Origin of the sequence: Mucilaginibacter sp. PAMB04274 (assembly GCF_039634385.2) — a bacterium.
In the GTDB taxonomy this organism is placed as follows: Bacteria; Bacteroidota; Bacteroidia; order Sphingobacteriales; family Sphingobacteriaceae; genus Mucilaginibacter.
This window is the reverse complement of sequence record NZ_CP155081.2, coordinates 5,088,299-5,107,888: the sequence shown is the minus strand read 5'-3', so window position 1 is coordinate 5,107,888 and position 19,590 is coordinate 5,088,299. Positions and strand designations below refer to the sequence as shown.

Sequence of the window (19,590 nt, the reverse complement as noted above, 5' to 3'; positions counted from 1 at the left end):
TAAACTATTTAACTGAATTACTCAATAACCAATAATTAACGTGAAAGCATATATTTTTCCAGGCCAGGGTGCTCAGTTTGTAGGCATGGGCAAAGACCTGTACGACCAGCACGAAGGTGCCCGCCAACTGTTTGAGCAGGCTAACGAGATACTGGGTTTCCGCATTACCGATATTATGTTTAACGGTACCGACGAAGACCTGAAGCAAACCAGGGTTACCCAGCCTGCAATATTTTTACACTCCGTAATTTTAGCTAAAGTTGCCGGTAATGATTTTAAACCGCAGATGGTTGCCGGTCACTCCTTAGGAGAGTTTTCGGCGCTGGTGTCTGCCGGTGCCTTGTCATTCGAAGATGGCCTTAAACTGGTTGCTGCACGTGCTAATGCTATGCAAAAAGCCTGCGAAATACAGCCCTCAACCATGGCTGCTGTTTTGGGCCTGGATGATTTTACGGTTGAAGATATTTGCCAGCAGGTAAGCGAAGTTGTTGTACCCGCCAATTACAATTGCCCGGGTCAGTTAGTTATTTCGGGCACAATAGCCGGTGTGGAACTGGCGTGCGAAAAAATGAAAGCCGCTGGTGCCAAACGTGCACTCATTTTAAATGTGGGCGGTGCATTCCATTCGCCGTTAATGGAAGCTGCACGGGTTGAACTGGAGCACGCCATTGTAAATACTAACATACAAGAGCCTGTTTGCCCAATTTACCAAAACATTGATGCCAAGCCTTATACTGACGCTGCCTTAATTAAGCAAAACTTAGTTGCTCAGCTAACTGGGGCTGTACGGTGGACCCAAACGGTAACACATATGCTGCAGGACGGCGCCACATCGTTTACCGAGGTGGGCCCTGGCAATGTGCTGCAGGGACTGGTTAAAAAAGTTGACCGAAGTGTTGCGACCGATAGTTTAACCGTAGCCCAATAATTTTATAAAAGCCGCAAACCAATGCGGCTTTTATTTTTTATGATATATTTGATTTCTACAACATCTGCAATACCAAATTGACCACCTTTACCAAAATACGTTTATTACTGGCTTTGCTGTGTGCCAGCTTGCTGCTCACCGCAATAATTTTACGTAACAGTTATACACCGCGCAACGGTTTTATGCGTAGCGCGCACCTGCTTGAAGAAAATTTGCACCAAAAGGAAAAGCAGGTAGATAAGTTGTTTTCGGGTAAGCAGTTTGAATTGCTTAAGCAGATGCCCGACAATAACCAGGAAGCGTTAAAGCTAATTGAAAATCTTACAGTACAGCAACGCATTTGGTTAGTTACCTACAAAAACAATAAACTGGCTTACTGGACTGGTGTAAAGGTCATCCCCGAACGCTTCAATAAATATAAGCCGGGCAGCAGCTTTATAAAAGAGTCTAACGGTTATTATGAAGCTATACAAAAAACCGAAGGCAATTTTACGGCTATAGCGTTCATCTTCGTTAAAAGTAAATTTAGGTTTCAGAATGAGTTTCTGCAAAATGTGTTCGAACCTAAATTGCTTAGAAATAACAACATTGACATAGCCGATGTTGACGATAAAGACGTTTACCACATCCATAATAATAATAAACAATACCTTTTTTCGGTTAAGCTTGTACCTGATGCTGTTAATTATACGCACCTAACTTGGGAGATAGTGTTATGGCTGGCCGGACTATTGTTTTTGTGCCTGCTCGTAATCAGCATTTGCAATCACTTTGTGCATCGTAAAAAGTTTGGGCTATCGGTAGTTGTACTGGCATGCAGTATACTGCTTATCCGTTTTATAAACCTGTATTTCCACCTGCCCGATTTTAGCAGTAGTTTACGCTTGTTCAATCCCCATTTATTTACACTGAACAAGCTGTTTCCAAGCCTTGGCGACCTTGGCATAAACACGCTTTTTTTATGCTGGTTTGTTGCGTACCTCTATAGCTATCGGCATAAATTACTAAAGCGCCCGCCTGCAAAAACAATGAGTTACCTTATATTCATTGGTGCAATTGGGGTGCTTATGCTGGCTTCTTCGGGCATGCTGTATTTGTACAAGCAGTTAGTCACTAATTCCAACATTAACTTTGATGTTAACAACGTACTCAATTTAACCGGGTACAGTTTGGTAGGCGTATTGCTGTCGTGCTTCAGCTTTTTGATATTTTATCTTTTAGTTGAAACCTTATTGGTAGTAAACGAAAAGTTAAGCATTAAACCAAAGGTGAAGCTGGCTATTTTTGCTGGCGTTATATTGGCAGCTACTTTAATCTCTCTCTCAACAGGGTTTACGCTTTTTTATCTGCTTTGGGCATTGCTGGTATTTATAAGGTATTATTCGTTAAAATATGACAGCGGTACGCTCAATGCTGTTACTTATGTAAGCATCATACTGATCTGCTCCTGGATAGCATCCATTAAGCTTAACCGCTTCGAAGCCGATAAGGAAAAAGGAACCCGCAAGCAACTTATTGAGCAGCTCAACAATGGCAATAACCCTAAGTTAACGCAAATATTTAAAAACGTTGAAAAGCAGATTGTACGTGACCCTGTGTTGCAGCGCTATTTTAGTGATACGAGCCATAACGCAGGTTATTTAAGAAACCGCTTTCAGAGACTCTATTTTGATGGTTACCTTTCTGATTTTGATTGTACGATACATGAGTTTGACCGCAGTGGCCGGCCAATACAAAGCAACGACGATTACATTCTGAATGACTTTAAAGACATGGTTGTTTTCAGCTCGATTAAGGTGTCTGACTACTTTTACCGTGAAAATGAAAACTTCGGCTTTCTGAGTTACTTTGCCATACTTCCGGTTTATGCAAAAGATGCCTTGCTGGGTACGGTTATAGTAGAATTAAAATCTAAAGCCATACAAGATAGCGGCAGTTTCCCTGAGTTGCTTATAGACAATCAATTTAAGCGGGACACTAAATTTAAAAATTACTCTTTCGCTTTTTATAGCGATGGCCATTTACTAAGCCAGAGTGGTAGTTATGATTATAATGTTGTAAACGCTGATTTAAAAGGTGAACTTAAAAAATACACCTTTAAAACCACTTACGAAGATGATGACGCCAAGCCCTGGTATCAGCGTTTAACCCGTTACAGCCATTTAATTTATCAGCCAAGCCTGCGTAAGGTTATTGTTGTATCAGCTCCAGAGAACGATCTGGTTACTTATGTAGCATCGCTCACTTTCTTTTTTGTGGTGCTGCTTGCCTTTAGCGCCATCATTATTCTGGTTAATTGGTTATGGCGGCATGTTACCGTTATAAAAGTCACATCGCACAGCATACGCTGGAATTTTGGGTTTAAACGGCAGACGTTATTGTACAAAACCCGTATTCAGTTCTCTATGATTTTTGCCGTTGTAGTTACTTTGGTGCTGGTAGGCGTTATTACTTTTCTATCTATCACTACGCAGTACGAGGAGCAGCAAAATGAAATGATCAGTACCAAGATCACCACCATTGCAGCGAAGTTTGAAAGCATTTTTCCGGAAAACCTGCAAAACATTGATGAAGATACACAGGTTAGGTTCAATAACTTTGCCGACAATTTCTCTACCGACCTGATCCTGTTCAACAAAGATGGAATTCCGGTACTTTCAACCAGGCCTAAGATATACGATTATGGTATTTTAGGACGCCGTATGCATGCCCGCGCCTTCGTTTTACTGAACAAGCTTCAGAAGTCGCTGCTTATTAATGACGAACGCATTGGGATACTCAATTATAAAGCAGCCTACGTGCCCATCCGTACCAGTAAAAGCGGCACAATAGGTTATCTGCAATTGCCCTATTTTTCTAACGAGGCCGATTATCGTGAGCGTATTGGTACATTCCTGAATGCCATGATCAATATTTACGCGCTTATATTTGTGGCTATAGGCATGTTCGCTGTATTGGTAGCCAGGCAAATAACAGCCCCGCTTAGCTTTATTCAATATAACCTGAGTAAAACCATTTACGGTAAAAAGAACGAGCCTATAAAATGGAATCAGGATGACGAGATAGGCGCCCTGATAAAAGAATATAACAAAATGATTGCCGCACTTGAGAACAGCGCCCAGCGACTGGCCCAATCAGAGCGGGAAAGCGCCTGGCGCGAGATGGCCAAACAGGTTGCCCACGAAATTAAGAACCCTCTTACGCCGCTTAAGCTGGGCTTGCAATTACTGGAAAAATCATGGAGAGATAAAGACCCCCGGTTTGATGCCAAGTTTGAGCGTTTCAGTAAATCATTTGTAGAGCAAATAGAAAGTTTGTCGTCTATAGCGTCGGAGTTTTCGGCTTTTGCTAAAATGCCCGATACCCGCATGCAACGCCTGAGTATGTTTGAAACCTTGGGTCAGGCTGTTATTATTTTTAAGCATATGGATAATGTGAAAATTATCTATGAACAGCCAGAAACTGAATTTATGGTAATGGCCGACCGTGACCAGCTTTTGCGCTGCTTTAACAACCTGCTTAAAAATGCAATTGAGGCCATGCCCGAAAGCCGCTTGGGTGTCATTGAAATTACTTACACCATTAACAGGGGTAGCGTATTATTAAAGATACAGGATAACGGCAACGGCATCCCCGAAAACCTGCGCGACCGTATATTCGAACCCAACTTTACCACCAAAAGTTCGGGCACCGGTTTGGGACTGGCATTTGTGAAAAACTCTATCGAAAATGCCGGTGGCAGGGTATGGTATGAGACCGTCATAGGCGAGGGTACAACGTTCTTTCTGAACTTTCCCGAAGCAAAAGGATAGGTTTTAGGCAGGTATGGGCTTCTTTGATAGCACACTCAGCTCAAGCAGTATGTGCTATAAAAGTGTTTTGCAATGAAAGGCATCATTGGCAGGAGCCAGGTATAAATGCCATTTGAGCCGAATAGTTAATGCCAGCTACCGTAGCCCTTCCCATTCTGCATAAAATTGTTCCAGGAAGGTGTGCATATACTCGTGCCTTTGCTCAGCCATGCGGCGTGCAGTTGGCGTGTTCATTTTATCTTTAAGCAGCAGCAGCTTTTCGTAAAAGTGATTGATTGTTGGAGCCGTTGTTTTCTTATACTCCTCTTTGCTCATTTGCAGGTTAGGGGGCAAAGTAGGGTTATGTAATTCGCGGCCTTTAAATCCGCCGTAATTAAAAGCCCGTGCAATACCAATAGCGCCTATGGCATCCAGCCGGTCAGCATCCTGCACAACAGCCAGTTCGGGTGAGTGAAAAACCTGTTCAGCAAAGCTGGATTTGAAAGACATGTGCCTGATAATTTGCGCAACATGTTCTACAACAGCATCATCAACTTGCTCTCTTTTTAAAAAGGCAACAGCCGTTAGCGGACCAATCTCTTCATCACCATTATGAAATTTACTATCAGCAATGTCATGAAGCAGGGCGGCCAGTTCAACCACCATCAAATCGGCAGGTTCGGTTTGGGCAATGTGTTTGGCATTGTTCCATACGCGAAAAATGTGCCACCAGTCATGGCCTCCTTCGGCCTGCTGTAGGGTCTGCTGCACATAGGCTGCCGTTTTATCAATAAGTTGTTGGGAATACATACTGTTATATTTGCTGGCTATAAGCTGCAAATATAACAGTGAAAAAATAATGTTAGGCGCTTACTGATGCAACCTGCATAAATTGAGCCGGTTCGGTATGTTCGGCTTTAATAAGTTCGAATAAATCTACTTCCAATATTTGAGCTATCTGGTACAGTCGCTCCAGGGTTATTTTTGTATAACCGAGTTCTATTTTGCTGTAGGCATTTTGTGAAATGTCAAGCTTTAAGGCCAAATACTCCTGGGTGTAATTTCTAAACTCTCTTATTTTTCTGATGTTAACAGCAACAGTTTTAATCTTGTTCTTGATCGCTTCCTTCCCCATCATAATTTGTTTTTGATACCGGAATTTACGAAGTAGAACAACCAGCGGTTTTAAATATTTAATATGAATTAAAAAATTTATTCAAACGGTGTTTACATTGCCGCAAATTACCCTTAATAAGTAACAATTATAGCTGGTAACAGCGTGGCCATATCTAACGGAACCTGATTGGTAGCAAAAATTGGCTTGCGTTTTTTATAAGAATCATATACCTGTTTTTGTAAAGCGGCACTGGCTTTACCGGCCGGCATATTCAAATTCACAGTGAACGATATCACAAAATCATGCAATTTTTCTTCGTCAGGTATAACCCATTTGCGGTCTGATTTTCTCAGAGCATCAATAAATGGTACAGTGATGATGTAATCGTCAGCATAGTATACAACTATTTTCTGAATGGCACCTTTTTGGTCTGCTGTAAATTTAAGAACTGCGGTACCTGTGGCTTTTGCCTTTTTTAATTCATCGGGTATAACAACACTATTTTTAAAATAGTTCATCATCACCTCGCGGCCACCCTGAAATGGGAAGGCCAGGCCTTGCTGTGCACGACTGTGCAAAGCCGATAATAAAATAGCGGCTACAAAAATAAAACGTTTCATTTATTCTGATTTGGGTTCACGTTTACTGCCTTCGTAAATAGTGTATTCCAGTAAGCGGCAGTCGAGCTTACCGTTGTAAAATTCAATTCGGCGGCTGGCCTGTAAGCCAATTTTTTTGGCCAAATCGGGGTTGCCTGTAAATACGTAACCCTTATAACCTTTGCATTGTTGCTTTAGGTAATCACCTATGCGGGCGTAAGTGGCTTCAAGCTTGGTATGTGTGCCTAAGCGTTCACCATACTCTGGGTTAAACATCACTATGCCATGCTGCTCGGGCACTTCGGTATCTGCAAAATCACAAACGGCAAAATCAATCAAATGCTCCACACCGGCGGTACGTGCGTTTTTGCGGGCAATATCCACTGCGTCGTCTGATATGTCGGTAGCGATGATCTTAAAGCCGGTATCCTTGCGTGCTTTATCTTTTAGCTTGCGGCGCTCAGTAAAAAACACCTGCTCATCATAACCCATAAAATGCATAAAGGCATAGTTCATCCTGAACAGGCCGGGGCTTTTATCGGTGGCCAGCAGGGCTGCCTCAATAGCCAGGGTACCCGAGCCGCACATGGGATTGATAAAGGTGCTTTGTTTATCCCAACCGGTCGACATGATAGTGGATGCCGCCAGTGCTTCCAGCATGGGGGCTTTGCCTGGTATTTTGCGGTAGCTGTGCTTGGCCAGCGTTTCGCCCGAGGTGTCAACAAAAATATCTGCCTTGTTATCCTGCCAGTACAAGTGCAGTACGGCCTTGTTTAGCTCCGGGCCAGAATTTGGCCGGATGCCTTTCTGTGCCTTGATGCGATCAACTACCGCGTCTTTCACCTTAACATTTGCAAAAAGCGGCGTGCGTATATGCTCATTATTTACGTTAGAGGTGATGGAAAAATAACCGCTAAAATCGATTAGCTTTTCCCACTCTATCTGTACCAGTTCATCATACAGCTGTTGCGGATCTTCTGCCTCAAAACTTTTGAGCAGGTATAATATTTGGCTGGCGCAGCGTAAATTAAGGTTTAGCGGAATGCAGTCGTTTACCGTTCCAACCAGCTCAACACCGGTTTGAAACGTTCTTTTTATAGTGTAGCCCAAAGCCTCAACCTCTTGTTGCAGGTACGGCGAAAGGCGTTTATTGCAAGTAATAATTATTTTACTCTCCGTGTTAAAAATTTGCATGTTAAGCGCAAATTTAGGATTAAAATATGCTGAAAATGCAATCTTAAAATATTAACTTTACGTTTTATAAGCAAGATTATGGATATTAAAGGTAAAGTACACGAAGTATCGCCAACCCAACAGGTTACGGAATCGTTAAAGAAGAGAGAGCTGGTTGTTGAATATATAGAGAATCCGCAATACCCTGAGTACATTAAATTTGAAGCAATTCAGGACCGTTGCAATTTATTGGATAACGTACGTGTGGGTGATGATGTGGAGGTGTTTTTCAACCTTCGCGGTCGCCCATGGACTGACAAAACCGGTAAAAAAAGCTATTTTAACTCTTTGCAGTTATGGCGTATTAACGTATTAAGCGGCGGTGCAGCAAGCGCAACCCCTGAGTACGCTCCACCGGTTGATATTAACGCAGCTCCAGATGATGACGATCTGCCGTTCTAACCGGTTGTCGTAATATAGACACAAGATGATACAAAAGGCCATTTGAATAAATCAAATGGCCTTTTTGATTATATAATTGCCATGCGTTTTTCATTTAGCAGCAGGCGTTAATTTAGTAAACTTTAATAGTGTTAAAAATTGTTAAAGAAACTTTGCTGAGCCTTAATAACATTATTTTTGTGATACAATGAAAAAGACGAGTATAGGATTAATTATTGGCCTGATGGGGTTTGCCCTGTTAGGCGTAATTGCTATGCAGTATTTTTTTCTGCGACAGTCTTACAAACAGCAATCTGAGCTGTTTGACCGTGATGTGGCCGAGGCGCTTAATGTTGTTCAAGACAAATTAAAACAACATGATGCTAACCGTTTCTTAAATGACAGGGCCAATGGCGTCAAAACAAGTAAAATTACCCGTTATACCCTATTCAAAAAGAAAAGCGATTCCATAACAGAGGCATTGGTTAACAGCAAAAAACTGTCAGATAAAAGCAAAGCGCTGCATGACCTCAAAATAGCGATGCTGCGCGATAGCCTGCAACGTATTTTACTAAGCAGTAAAGTAGATGAAGAGCTTTATGGCGAACCGCAGGAAGGCATGGTTAATGTACGTTTAAGGGTCGAAGAGTTTACCGATGAGCTGGGCTTTGTACACCAGCGCCCCCTGCCACCCGAAATTACCGATATTACCAAGCCCAAAAAGCTGCGGAAATATGATACTTCTTTCTATACCTACCCTGACCCTGTGCTGGGCCGTCAGGTAGTAGCCGTAACGCACATTAACCCCCTCTGGCAACGCGAGCACGAGCGTAGGCTGAAGCAAAAGCGCATTAGTGAGATTAGGCAAATGCTCAAAGCTGATTCACTGGCGCAGCTCAAAAATGTAGATGTAACCGTAATGGCCAAACTGGCCGAAGAATATAACAAAGCTGATCAGCCACTCAAAGAGCGTATTGATCCGTTTTTTCTCGATTCGCTCCTGCGTTTAGAATTGCGTAACAAAGGCATCAGTTTGCCCCCTAGTTATGAGGTAACCTCTGCCAATAACGACTCGCTACTGTTTTCAAAAGCCTATGATATTGTTGGCGAAAGGCCTGTTTTTAATGTGGCCGACACTTATGAAACGACCATCTTTGCCCAAGATGTAATCAATGATCCGGGTAAAATACGAATGTTTTTCCCCGACAAGAACTCGCATATCTTAAACACCATGACCTACATGCTGTCTATCAGCGGCGGGTTGTTGCTGGTGCTTATCTTTTGTTTCGGATATACCATCTTTTCTATCCTTAAGCAAAAGAAAATATCGGAGATGAAAACCGATTTCATCAACAACATGACACACGAGTTTAAAACACCGGTATCAACTATCATGATTGCCAGTGAGGCCTTACAGGATAAGGAGATTATCGAAGATAAAGCCCGTGTAGCCCGGTTGGCCAATATTATTTACGAGGAGAACGAGCGCCTGGGCAGCCATATAGAGCGGGTGCTGAACATTGCCCGTATTGAGAAGAACGACTTTAAACTGGATAAGAAACCGGTTGATGTGAATGACCTGATTGTAGAGGTGCTGGATAGCATGCAGCTGATTTTGCAAAAAAGCAATGCACAGGTTGATTTGCACCTTGATGCAGACGATGCCGTAATAGAGGCCGACGAGCTGCACTTCTCGAACGTAATTTATAACCTGATAGATAACGCCATTAAATACAGCCGCGAAAACCCCGAATTAACCATTACCACGCTCAACAAAGGTGGTCAGTTGGTTGTAAGGGTGGCCGATAGGGGTATCGGTATGAGCCGCGACCAGCAGGCTAAGATATTTGAGCAGTTTTACCGCGTACCAACCGGTAACCTGCACGATGTAAAGGGCTTTGGGCTTGGCCTGAGCTATGTGAACACCATTGTTAAGCGCCTGGAGGGAATGATTAGTGTGCGGTCGGAGAAAGAAAAAGGCTCTGAGTTTGAACTGAAATTCAACATTGCTGCATGAAGAGAATACTATTGGTAGAAGACGACCCTAACCTGGGCAACCTGCTGCAAGATTACTTACAGCTGAAAGGCAAGTTTGACGTAGTGCTGAGTAAAGATGGTGAGGCCGGCTTGCGGGAGTTTACCAAGAGTGATTTTGATTTGCTGATACTTGATGTAATGATGCCCAAAAAAGATGGCTTTACCCTTGGCAAAGAGATCCGTAAGCTAAACCAGCAAGTGCCTATTATTTTTGCTACTGCCAAGGGCATGATGGAAGACAAAACCCAAGCCTTTAACCTTGGCGGCGACGACTATATAACCAAACCCTTTCGTATCGAAGAACTGCTGTTGCGTATTAATGCCTTGCTCAAGCGTACGGCTACAGGCGGTACTAAGGAAGAAGAAAAACCCACGCAGTTTAAAATAGGTAAATACGACTTCGATTTTACCGCTCAGGTAATCCAATCAGACAGCGGCGTACAGAAGCTGTCGACTAAAGAAGCGGCATTATTACGTTTGTTGTGCCTGCATAAAAATGAAGTACTTACCCGCGAGGAAGCGCTGCTTAATATATGGAATGACGACAATTACTTCAATGGTCGCAGTATGGACGTTTTTCTGAGCAAGATTCGCAAATACCTAAAAGATGATTCACGTGTGGAAATCATCAATGTTCATGGTCGCGGGTATAAATTATTAGTGAATTAATTCCGCTGCTTTGTGCTTTGTGTAAAGCGAGTTCGCATAATTTTCAAAAATTCCACTTTGTTAGCCTCTATTTTAGCTCTCGTTGTAAGAAAATGCCCTTTTCGTAACAAATTTTTTAAGGCTTATTGCGATATGTTGTGTTTTATTTGAATAAGTTTGTTAAATCGATAACAAACTATTCAAAATATGAAAAAAACCCTACTTTTTTTGTTGCTAACGGCGAGTATTAGCCTTTCTGCAGCAGCACAAGAGGCGGTTGATCAGGCAATCGTACAAAAAATACGTAATGAGGGTTTAAAAAACTCACAGGTTATGAAAACTGCGTTCTACTTAACGGATGTAGCCGGTCCGCGTTTATCTGGTTCGCCAGGCTTAAAAAATGCACAGAACTGGGCAGTAAAAGAATTGCAGAGCTACGGCTTGGTTAACGCTAAACTGGAGCCCTGGGGCAAATTTGGTAAAGGCTGGCAGGTAAACAAAAACTATGCAGCGATTACAGTGCCCTACTACCATGCTATTATTGCCATCCCTAAAGCCTGGACCAGCAGCACCAAAGGCCTTATCAAAGGCGATGTGGTACTGGTAAAAGTAGATACCCTAACCGATCTGGCTAAATATAAAGGACAATTAGGCGGCAAAATCGTCGTATTCGATCAGGCTAATGCTTTGGTGCGTAGCAAGAACCCAGATGCCTCACGCTATACCGATGAGGAGTTAGCTAAAATGGCTGCTACAACACCACAAGCTGGTGGTAGGGGCCAAAGGGCGGGCAACCCGCAAATGGAGGCATTTATGGCCGCGCGCCGTAAAGCCGCCGCTATGCGTGGCGCTATCAGCAGCTTTTTACAGCAGGAGAACGCTGCTTTAATATTAAGCCAGGGCCGTGGTACCGATGGTACGGTGTTCACCACTAACGGCGCATCATATGCCGATACAGCAAAAGCGGCTTTGCCGGAGCTGGAAACCAGCGGCGAAGATTACCTGCGCATAGTACGCCTGCTACGTGCCGGCCAAAAGGTGCAAATGGAAGCCGATGTGCAAACGCAATTTTACACCGACGATATGCAAGGCTATAACGTAATTGCTGAAATACCGGGCACCGATAAAAAGCTGAAAGAGCAAGTGGTTATGTTAGGCGGCCACTTTGATTCATGGCACGCCGGTACGGGAGCTACAGATAATGCTGCAGGCAGTGCGGTAATGATGGAGGCCATGCGTATCCTGAAAACTATTGGCTTTAAACCTAAACGTACTATCCGTATTGCGCTTTGGAGTTCAGAAGAGCAAGGTTTGTTTGGCTCGAGGGGTTATGTGGCCCAGCACTTTGGCAAACGCGATACTTTAAAGGCTGAGCAGGCCAAGGTATCGGCTTATTATAACCTGGATAACGGTACCGGTAAAATCCGTGGCGTATACCTGCAAGGTAATGCAGCTGTTGGCACTATTTTCCAGAGCTGGTTAGCGCCGTTTAACGATTTGGGCGCTACTACGGTTACCATCAGTAATACGGGTGGTACCGATCATCAGTCATTTGATGCCGTGAACATACCCGGCTTCCAGTTCATTCAGGATGGTATGGATTATAACACCCGCACTCACCATAGCAACCAGGACACTTATGACCGTTTAGTGGAAGACGACCTTAAACAGGCCGCCACCATTGTTGCCTCATTTGTGTATAATACAGCTCAACGTGCTGAAATGCTGCCACGTAAAGAAGCAGTTAAAGCAACCGGCACCAACTAATACAGTTTAAACTCATTCATAACAAAAACAGCCTGCCTTAATAGGGAGGCTGTTTTTGTTTTGGATAGGTATTAATTAAGGTTGTAGCTTAATAGCGGTGTAATCAAGCGTTCCACCTGGCAAGCCTCGTGCAAAACGTCTTTTTTCAACAAAAGACAACAGTTGCCCCACCTTTAAAATCCTGCATCTGTTTCCAATTAGAGGCCGCTCAACCTCCTTAATCACATTAAAACAAAAACTTTATTGGTATTAAAAATCTTTTAAGCATACTTTTAGCGCTTTAAAATTTGCTGATAACCATTGAATCTATTTCTCACAATATACGCCTGCTTTCTGTTCTGTTGTACGCTGCTGCCCCTGGTACGTAACGATTATTGGATTTTTAGGGTATTTGATTACCCCAGGCTGCAAAAGCTGGCACTGGTACTCCTTTGCCTTGTTTTATGGGCGGTATTTTACCATGGCCTCGTTTTAGTTTACTGGGGCATTGGCTTGGCTCTTTTACTGAATGCTGCATACTTGTTAAGCCTTATTTTACCGTTTACTGCCTTAGGCAAAAAGCAGGTATTGGCTGCCGGTGCACCCATCCCCGAACAAAGCATAAGCCTGATGATTGCCAACGTTTACGAGTTTAATCCGAACAAGGAAGGCTGTGTTGCGGAGGTACGAAAAGCCGACCCTGATGTGGTGATCTTATTGGAAGCCAACGAGGTTTGGGAGCAGCACACACGGGTATTGGAGAACGATTATGCTTACCATGTAAAAGTGCCATTAAATAATACCTACGGGCTTATCTTGTACGCTAAACTGGAGTTAAGCGATACGGAGGTTAAATACCTGGTGGAGGAAGGCATTCCTTCTATACATACTAAAATACGCTTACCTAATGGCCAACAAATACAGTTTTATGCGGTGCACCCTACACCGCCCGTACCCAATGAGAACGTACGGTCGACCGAGCGCGATAAGGAACTTTTAATAATAGCCGATTTAGCCAAGGCCAGCAATTTACCCGTTATTGTAGCCGGCGATTTAAATGATGTGGCCTGGAGTCATACTACTGAGCTTTTTTTGAAAATGAGCGGCTTGCTTGACCCGCGTCGGGGCCGCGGTTTTTTTAATTCGTTTAATGCGCATTATCCGTTTCTGCGCTTTCCGCTCGATCATGCTTTCTCTTCAACGCATTTTAAGCTGCGGCAAATAAAACGCCTGCATAATTTTGGATCAGATCATTTTCCGATTTTCCTTAACCTGCAGTACGAGCAGCTGGCCGCTGTTGAACAGAAACCTATGCAACCAGATGCCGATGAAATTGAGGAAGCGGAAGAGAAAAAGGCAAAAGAAGTATAGCGAAACTAAGCAGGTTGTCGGAGGTAACTTAAAGCCGAAATTTAATTAGCAGGAGCGGGGTAAACAGCTTTGAAGTATGCTTGTTGATTGAACGGTGCTTATTGGCAGATAAGTTTTATAATATGCAAAAAGTTATTGTATTAACAGGAGCAGGCGTTAGTGCAGAGAGTGGCTTAAAAACCTTTAGAGACAGCGATGGGCTTTGGGAAGGGTATGATATTGAGGAAGTAGCCACGCCCCACGGCTGGCAGCGTAACCCGGCGCTGGTGCAGGAGTTTTATAACATGCGCCGAAAATCGGTACTGGAAGCGCAACCCAACGCGGCGCATTACGCGCTGGCTCGTTTGCAGGATAAGTATGATGTAACCATTGTTACGCAGAACATTGATGATTTGCATGAGCGGGCCGGCTCAAAACAGGTGGTGCATTTGCATGGTATCATCACGCGGTCGCAATCGAGCATTAACCCCAAGCTTACTTATCCAATTGAGGGTTGGAAGATAAACATGGACGAGGTTTGTGAACTGGGATCGCCTCTGCGCCCGCATGTGGTGTGGTTTGGCGAGGATGTGCCTATGATTAGTAAGGCCGCACAACTATGTACCACTGCCGATATTTTTATGCTTGTAGGTACGTCACTAGCCGTTTACCCGGCTGCTGGCTTAATTGATTACGTACCTGCTGATGTTCCAAAATATATTATAGACCCACACATACCCTATGTACGCAGCGGTGGCGAAGTGCATAAAATAGAAGCCAAAGCTACAATAGGTGTACCCCAGGTGATTGAGGCATTAATGAACGTGCTATAGCAATATATCAAATCGAAAGCCCGGCATCGTGGCCAATTTGGTAAAGGAACTGGCGCCCAGCTTTCTGCAGATATTTTTTGCGGTGAGCTTCTACCATGTTCAGGATAATAAACTCTCCTGAACTGTATTATTTGATATATTACGTGATCAAATAATACAGTGTTTAATCAGTGTGTTGTATGGTTGGGCTGCCCAATAATAATTTGTTGCTTAAGCAGCTAATAACCATTTCACATCAAATCTACACGCTCGTGCTGGTAAGGTATTGCAATTTCGTTAAATCCGTTTTCCTTTAGCGTACCGGCAAACTTTTGCTGGGTTTCGTACTCGCCATGTACCAGGAAGATCTTTTTCACTTTGTTAGGGTTCTGGCAGTTCAAAAAGTGCAGCAGGTCTTCATAATCGCCATGGGCACTCATGCTTTTAATACTGCATACCTCGGCCTTTACCTCATATTCGTCGCCAAAAATATAAACAACCTTGTCGCCACGCATTAAATGACCGCCAAGCGAGTTAGGTTCGCAATAGCCTACTATTAATATGGTATTTTTATCGTTATTAATATTATTACGGATATGGTGCCTTACCCGCCCGGCTTCAGCCATGCCCGATGAGGATATGATAACACTGGGCCGTGTATCCTCATTCAGGGCTATTGATTCTTCGGTAGATTGTATAAAGCGTAGATTTTTGAATGCAAACGGATCGTCATCAATCTTCATCACTTCTTTCACCTCCTGATTGTATACCTCAGGGTGGTCTTTAATTACCTGCGTGGCTTTGTCTGATAGCGGGCTGTCCACATAGTAATTTACATCGGGGAGTATGCCACGCAATTCGAGCGCGTTCAATGCGTAAAGGAGTTCTTGCGTACGCCCCACGCTGAAAGCCGGTATAATAACCTTGCCGCGCTTAACTACACAGGTTTGGTGGATAATTTCATGCAAAGCATCCTCAATTGGCCCCAGGTCTTTATGCAGCGAATCGCCGTAGGTCGACTCCAGTAAAATGTAATCGGCCTGCGGAAACTTTTGCGGGGAGCGCAGCAGCAAATCACCATAACGGCCTACATCACCGCTAAAGGTTATTTGGGTTTGCTTACCCTCTTCCAAGATAGACAAGTGTACCGCTGCACTGCCTATCACGTGCCCGGCATCGGTCAGTATAAACTTAATGCGCGGTGTTACTTCCACCTCTTCGTTATAAGCCACTATTTTAAACAGGCGCAGCGCATCTATGGCCTGTTCTTCAGTATAAAGTGCCGTTAACGGTTCCTGATTCCTTTTTTTACGTTTAGTATTGATGTAATCGGTATCCTGCTGCTGTATTTTGGCCGAATCCATTAACAGTATTCGAGCCAGCTCCATGGTAGGGGCGGTACAGAAAATAGTGCCATCAAACCCTTCGGCCACCAGTTTAGGTATCAGGCCGCAATGATCGATATGGGCATGTGAAAGGATCATGTAATCTACCTTTTGCGGATTAAAGCCAAAGTGTTCGTTCATGTCCTCGGTTTTTTCGCCCAGGCCCTGGAACATGCCGCAATCTAAAAGTATAGTAGTGCCGTCATTTAACTGAACAATATGTTTACTGCCGGTTACATTGCGTGCGGCACCATGAAAAGTAATATGCATGTAGGTTTATTTAATAAGCAAAACAACTATTATAAATGGCAAATGTTCAGGCGAGGCAAAAAAAAGTTTGACGACTAAAGAATTAGTTGTAGCTTTATTAAAATGAACACCGTTAAGATCATTGCATTGCCTGTATTGCTTCTGCTATCATTTGGCTGCCATGCACAGCATGTGGCCGATACCTTTCAGAATGCCGAACAGCAAGGCTATTCAATGATGAAGTTAGACAAAGCTTATGGCAGTGCTTTAGATGCCGACAGCACAAAGGCAGTTTTTAAAGGGCAAAAGACAGGTGAGTTTATAAAGGCCTATACACAGATGCTTAATAATCTGCAGGTGTACTTAAACCAACATGGATTTATATGGGATAAGCCCACACGTATATTTAACCGGATTTACTTTGAACCGGACGGCAGCATTAGTTATTACCTTGTAAACCTAAAAACTACCAGCCTTAACGAAGAAAAGCAAAAGCAGTTTGTAGCTTTGCTGAAAGATTTTATACAGAACTACAAAATTAATATTACTGGTAACACCCGTTTTGCACAATGCAGTCCGGTGCTGTATCAAAATAGTAAATAATAGCGCACTATGGAAATTAAAGAGCTAACCCGTGCAGAAGAGCAACTGATGCATGTGCTTTGGCAAATCAAAAAAGGATATGTAAAAGATGTGATTGACCAGCTGCCCGAGCCCAAGCCGGCTTATAACACGGTGTCAACCATCATTCGTATATTAGAAACTAAGGGTTTTGTAGGGCATACCGCTTATGGTAAAAGTCATGAGTATCATCCCATCATCAGCAAGGATGAGTACCAAAACTTTGCCTCAGATAAATTGCTGACCGGCTATTTTGATAATTCTGTAAAACGCATGTTCTCGTTTTTTGTGCAGAAAGAAAAGATCAACGTGAAAGAGGCTGACGAGATTATGAAACTGATAGAAAAATTTAAGGACAAATAATTTAATGCATTAAGTTATGACCTGGTGGCATTATCTATTGCTCAGCAACCTGTACCTGATCCTGTTTTATGGATTTTATGCTTTGTTGCTACGGCGCGAGACGTTTTTTCAGCTCAATCGCATTTACCTGATAGGTTCTGCGGTTATGTCATTTCTTATACCCATTATTCAGCTCGATGTAGTTAAACAATGGTTTATTACTCAAAAAGTACAGCAAACCATTTATAGTGCCGGTCCGGCAGTGATATTCCGCATTAAAGCCGTACAGCCAGATCCGGTTACGCTGGGCGAGGTAATTGGCGGGGTTTATATAACCGGTATTGTTGTACTTTCTTTAAAATTGGTATGGCAGTTAATGTTGCTTAGCCGCATTATGCGCAACGGGCAGGTGGCTGCGGCATGGTCATTCTTTAAAAAAATAAAGGTAGATGAGCAGTTGCATAACCATCAGGTTATATTAGCACATGAGGAAGTGCACGCCCGTCAGTGGCATTCGGCTGATGTTTTGTTGATTGAGCTGATCATGATACTCAACTGGTTTAACCCGGTGGCCTACTTATACCGTAGTAGTATAAAACACATTCATGAGTTTATTGCTGACCGCGATGCGCTCAAAGCAGGCGCTAGCAGGGCGGAGTATGCCATGCTGCTGTTAAGTCAAACCTTTAATGCCCCGGTACATCATCTGCTTAATCCTTTTTTCAATAACAGCGTGCTTAAGCAGCGTATTCTAATGCTGCAAAAAAACAAATCGAATTATAGTGCACTGCTTAAGTATGGTTTTTCGGCGCCGTTATTTGCGCTGATGCTGGCCTTGTCGTCGGCCACCTTAAACAATAGCGTTGTTGTTACCAGCATTCAAAAACAGGCCGAAAAGGTTTTTGCTATCGAAGCCCCTCTTACGCCTCAGGCTGTGGAGAAGCTGGTTATAAACCCCATAACTGATAAAGAAAAGAAGAAAGTGCGGGCAGAAGAGCTGCAGCTAAGCCAGGCCGGTATTCCAACACAAAGTACAACACCAGTAAGTTTATCAGCCGGTAGTATTCCGGTTAACGCCGACAGTAGTGCAGAAGTAGCCCGTAACGAAGTTTTTACCTCGGTGGAAAAGTTACCGTCATTCGCGGGTGGTATGGCCGGTTTTCATGAGTTTTTAGGAAAAATGATCCGTTATCCGGCTGGTGCCCGTGAGCATAACCAAAAAGGCAGGGTAATAGTCACTTTTGTAGTGGAGCAGGATGGATCGTTATCAGATGTAAAAGCTATTAATAATCCGGGTAATGGGCTCGCTGAAGAAGCTGTTAGGGCTATATCGGCATCGCCCAAGTGGGTAGCAGGTGAGCAGAACGGCCGGAAGGTACGCGTGCAATATACCGTACCTGTTGTATTTACTACAGATGAAGGAATTAATGAATCCATTGATACAGAAAAAGCAGGCCGAACCACTTTTAATATGATCAGAAATGTGCGTTTTAAACCTACAGGCGAAAGTGATACCAGCAAGGCCACAAAAAAGATGTTGGTAACATTCAGGTATAATGAGCGCACAGCAGCTGGCGAAAAACCGTTGATTTATATCGATGGCAAAGAAATGCCACCCGGAACGTTGCTTACAAAGTTGGACACTAAAAATATTGAAAGCATAAACGTACTGAAAGATGAAGCTGCTACCCGCCTCTATGGCGAAAAGTCGAAAGACGGTGTGGTGGTCATCACCACTAAAAAGCAATAAAGAGAAAGCCGGTGCAAAACCGGCTTTTTTTTGACATACGCCCCTATAAAGAACAAGTTGTCGCTAAGGTTGAATCCTTCTATAACGAAAGGCGCATTTACATCCGTAACAGAAATAATCCTCCGTTGAACATCTTATTTAAATCGTAATTAAATATTAATTTCTATTTAGTTATTGGTAATATTTTATACTTCCATTTAATATTTTTTTAAATGGGCGTAACCCATCTGTATATTAAACCGTATAAGTCGTATATATAGGTTGATTATCAACGCCGGCAATTAATCAACCCGCTGTTTCAGCAGGGTGTTGCAAAATCCAGAATTTCTGGTGATTTCCTTAATGTGTCTACTCCAGGACGCCAATGGGATACTTATTCCCCCGCTTAAACAGTGTAAGTAAGTTTAATATGACTATTAATAGATGAATAGAACCTTTACTTATACTACGCCGGCTTTAAAGCCCTTACTGCGTTGCCTGTACAAATTTGTGCAGGCCAATCTCTCATCAGGGCCTATTGCAACAAGGTATTTCATCGTCCTCTTAGCGCTTACATCCTATTAGCTAAAGCATTTATCTGAAAACGCTATATCACTTTTAA

17 protein-coding genes are annotated in these 19,590 nt (G+C 43.2%); 12 read left to right on the top strand and 5 right to left on the bottom strand.

Annotated elements, in window-relative coordinates:
• Positions 1 to 40 precede the first annotated feature (40 nt).
• Together fabD and ABDD95_RS22045 are read left to right on the top strand one after the other, a co-directional pair.
• Positions 41 to 928: an ACP S-malonyltransferase gene (gene fabD / locus ABDD95_RS22050; RefSeq protein ID WP_345949523.1), complete on the top strand. Its 888-nt coding sequence runs from the start codon at positions 41 to 43 to the stop codon at positions 926 to 928.
• A gap of 77 nt (positions 929 to 1,005) precedes the next feature.
• A complete protein-coding gene (locus ABDD95_RS22045) occupies positions 1,006 to 4,740 on the top strand; it encodes an ATP-binding protein (RefSeq protein ID WP_345949522.1) in 3,735 nt (1,244 codons plus the stop codon).
• A 135-nt stretch (positions 4,741 to 4,875) separates the two neighbouring features.
• Here ABDD95_RS22045 and ABDD95_RS22040 read toward each other — a convergent pair whose 3' ends face one another.
• From ABDD95_RS22040 to ABDD95_RS22025, 4 genes are all read right to left on the bottom strand, one after another.
• The gene (locus ABDD95_RS22040; protein WP_345949521.1) at positions 4,876 to 5,529 is read right to left on the bottom strand and encodes an HD domain-containing protein; all 654 of its coding nucleotides are present in this window, start codon (positions 5,527 to 5,529) and stop codon (positions 4,876 to 4,878) included.
• 52 nt (positions 5,530 to 5,581) lie between these two features.
• Positions 5,582 to 5,857, bottom strand: coding sequence for a helix-turn-helix transcriptional regulator (locus ABDD95_RS22035; RefSeq protein ID WP_345949520.1), 276 nt, complete (start codon positions 5,855 to 5,857; stop codon positions 5,582 to 5,584).
• Positions 5,858 to 5,967: 110 nt separating this feature from the next.
• Positions 5,968 to 6,456 (bottom strand): hypothetical protein, encoded by a 489-nt coding sequence (locus tag ABDD95_RS22030; protein ID WP_345949519.1) that lies wholly within the window; start codon positions 6,454 to 6,456, stop codon positions 5,968 to 5,970.
• Positions 6,457 to 7,629 carry a class I SAM-dependent RNA methyltransferase gene (locus tag ABDD95_RS22025; RefSeq protein ID WP_345949518.1) on the bottom strand — a complete coding sequence of 391 codons (1,173 nt, stop codon included), beginning with the start codon at positions 7,627 to 7,629 and terminating at the stop codon, positions 6,457 to 6,459.
• 78 nt (positions 7,630 to 7,707) lie between these two features.
• Here ABDD95_RS22025 and ABDD95_RS22020 point away from each other — a divergent pair, with 78 nt between their 5' ends.
• From ABDD95_RS22020 to ABDD95_RS21995, 6 genes are all read left to right on the top strand, one after another.
• The gene (locus ABDD95_RS22020) at positions 7,708 to 8,070 is read left to right on the top strand and encodes a DUF3127 domain-containing protein (protein WP_345949517.1); all 363 of its coding nucleotides are present in this window, start codon (positions 7,708 to 7,710) and stop codon (positions 8,068 to 8,070) included.
• A 187-nt stretch (positions 8,071 to 8,257) separates the two neighbouring features.
• Positions 8,258 to 10,066 carry a HAMP domain-containing sensor histidine kinase gene (locus tag ABDD95_RS22015; protein WP_345949516.1) on the top strand — a complete coding sequence of 603 codons (1,809 nt, stop codon included), beginning with the start codon at positions 8,258 to 8,260 and terminating at the stop codon, positions 10,064 to 10,066.
• Positions 10,063 to 10,755, top strand: a complete 693-nt coding sequence (locus ABDD95_RS22010) for a response regulator transcription factor (protein ID WP_345949515.1) — start codon at positions 10,063 to 10,065, stop codon at positions 10,753 to 10,755. The genes ABDD95_RS22015 and ABDD95_RS22010 overlap by 4 nt, the downstream gene beginning before the upstream one ends.
• Before the next feature lie 186 nt (positions 10,756 to 10,941).
• Entirely contained in the window at positions 10,942 to 12,501 is a 1,560-nt protein-coding gene (locus ABDD95_RS22005) for a M20/M25/M40 family metallo-hydrolase (protein ID WP_345949514.1), read from the top strand.
• A gap of 300 nt (positions 12,502 to 12,801) precedes the next feature.
• Positions 12,802 to 13,851, top strand: coding sequence for an endonuclease/exonuclease/phosphatase family protein (locus ABDD95_RS22000; protein ID WP_345949513.1), 1,050 nt, complete (start codon positions 12,802 to 12,804; stop codon positions 13,849 to 13,851).
• 122 nt (positions 13,852 to 13,973) lie between these two features.
• Complete coding sequence (locus tag ABDD95_RS21995) at positions 13,974 to 14,663, top strand: Sir2 family NAD-dependent protein deacetylase (RefSeq protein ID WP_345949512.1); 690 nt, start codon at positions 13,974 to 13,976, stop codon at positions 14,661 to 14,663.
• A 230-nt stretch (positions 14,664 to 14,893) separates the two neighbouring features.
• Here ABDD95_RS21995 and ABDD95_RS21990 read toward each other — a convergent pair whose 3' ends face one another.
• Positions 14,894 to 16,297, bottom strand: a complete 1,404-nt coding sequence (locus ABDD95_RS21990) for an MBL fold metallo-hydrolase (protein WP_345949511.1) — start codon at positions 16,295 to 16,297, stop codon at positions 14,894 to 14,896.
• Positions 16,298 to 16,399: 102 nt separating this feature from the next.
• Here ABDD95_RS21990 and ABDD95_RS21985 point away from each other — a divergent pair, with 102 nt between their 5' ends.
• The 4 genes from ABDD95_RS21985 (at position 16,400) to ABDD95_RS21970 (ending at position 19,553) form a co-directional block, all read left to right on the top strand.
• Positions 16,400 to 16,879: a hypothetical protein gene (locus tag ABDD95_RS21985; RefSeq protein WP_345949510.1), complete on the top strand. Its 480-nt coding sequence runs from the start codon at positions 16,400 to 16,402 to the stop codon at positions 16,877 to 16,879.
• Between the two features lie 9 nt (positions 16,880 to 16,888).
• Positions 16,889 to 17,260 (top strand): BlaI/MecI/CopY family transcriptional regulator, encoded by a 372-nt coding sequence (locus ABDD95_RS21980; protein WP_345949509.1) that lies wholly within the window; start codon positions 16,889 to 16,891, stop codon positions 17,258 to 17,260.
• A 16-nt stretch (positions 17,261 to 17,276) separates the two neighbouring features.
• Complete coding sequence (locus ABDD95_RS21975) at positions 17,277 to 18,989, top strand: TonB family protein (protein ID WP_345949508.1); 1,713 nt, start codon at positions 17,277 to 17,279, stop codon at positions 18,987 to 18,989.
• A 423-nt stretch (positions 18,990 to 19,412) separates the two neighbouring features.
• Positions 19,413 to 19,553, top strand: a complete 141-nt coding sequence (locus ABDD95_RS21970) for a hypothetical protein (protein ID WP_345949507.1) — start codon at positions 19,413 to 19,415, stop codon at positions 19,551 to 19,553.
• Positions 19,554 to 19,590 lie beyond the last annotated feature (37 nt).

Excerpts from the sequence above, each read along its gene's own strand:
- ABDD95_RS21970 (WP_345949507.1), top strand. The coding sequence starts at position 19,413 with ATGAATAGAACCTTTACTTATACTACGCCGGCTTTAAAGCCCTTACTG.
- ABDD95_RS21980 (WP_345949509.1), top strand. The coding sequence starts at position 16,889 with ATGGAAATTAAAGAGCTAACCCGTGCAGAAGAGCAACTGATGCATGTG.
- ABDD95_RS21975 (WP_345949508.1), top strand. The coding sequence starts at position 17,277 with ATGACCTGGTGGCATTATCTATTGCTCAGCAACCTGTACCTGATCCTG.
- ABDD95_RS22040 (WP_345949521.1), bottom strand. The coding sequence starts at position 5,529 with ATGTATTCCCAACAACTTATTGATAAAACGGCAGCCTATGTGCAGCAG.
- ABDD95_RS21995 (WP_345949512.1), top strand. The coding sequence starts at position 13,974 with ATGCAAAAAGTTATTGTATTAACAGGAGCAGGCGTTAGTGCAGAGAGT.
- ABDD95_RS21985 (WP_345949510.1), top strand. The coding sequence starts at position 16,400 with ATGAACACCGTTAAGATCATTGCATTGCCTGTATTGCTTCTGCTATCA.
- ABDD95_RS22020 (WP_345949517.1), top strand. The coding sequence starts at position 7,708 with ATGGATATTAAAGGTAAAGTACACGAAGTATCGCCAACCCAACAGGTT.
- ABDD95_RS22005 (WP_345949514.1), top strand. The coding sequence starts at position 10,942 with ATGAAAAAAACCCTACTTTTTTTGTTGCTAACGGCGAGTATTAGCCTT.
- ABDD95_RS22015 (WP_345949516.1), top strand. The coding sequence starts at position 8,258 with ATGAAAAAGACGAGTATAGGATTAATTATTGGCCTGATGGGGTTTGCC.
- ABDD95_RS22025 (WP_345949518.1), bottom strand. The coding sequence starts at position 7,629 with ATGCAAATTTTTAACACGGAGAGTAAAATAATTATTACTTGCAATAAA.
- ABDD95_RS22035 (WP_345949520.1), bottom strand. The coding sequence starts at position 5,857 with ATGATGGGGAAGGAAGCGATCAAGAACAAGATTAAAACTGTTGCTGTT.
- ABDD95_RS21990 (WP_345949511.1), bottom strand. The coding sequence starts at position 16,297 with ATGCATATTACTTTTCATGGTGCCGCACGCAATGTAACCGGCAGTAAA.
- ABDD95_RS22030 (WP_345949519.1), bottom strand. The coding sequence starts at position 6,456 with ATGAAACGTTTTATTTTTGTAGCCGCTATTTTATTATCGGCTTTGCAC.
- ABDD95_RS22010 (WP_345949515.1), top strand. The coding sequence starts at position 10,063 with ATGAAGAGAATACTATTGGTAGAAGACGACCCTAACCTGGGCAACCTG.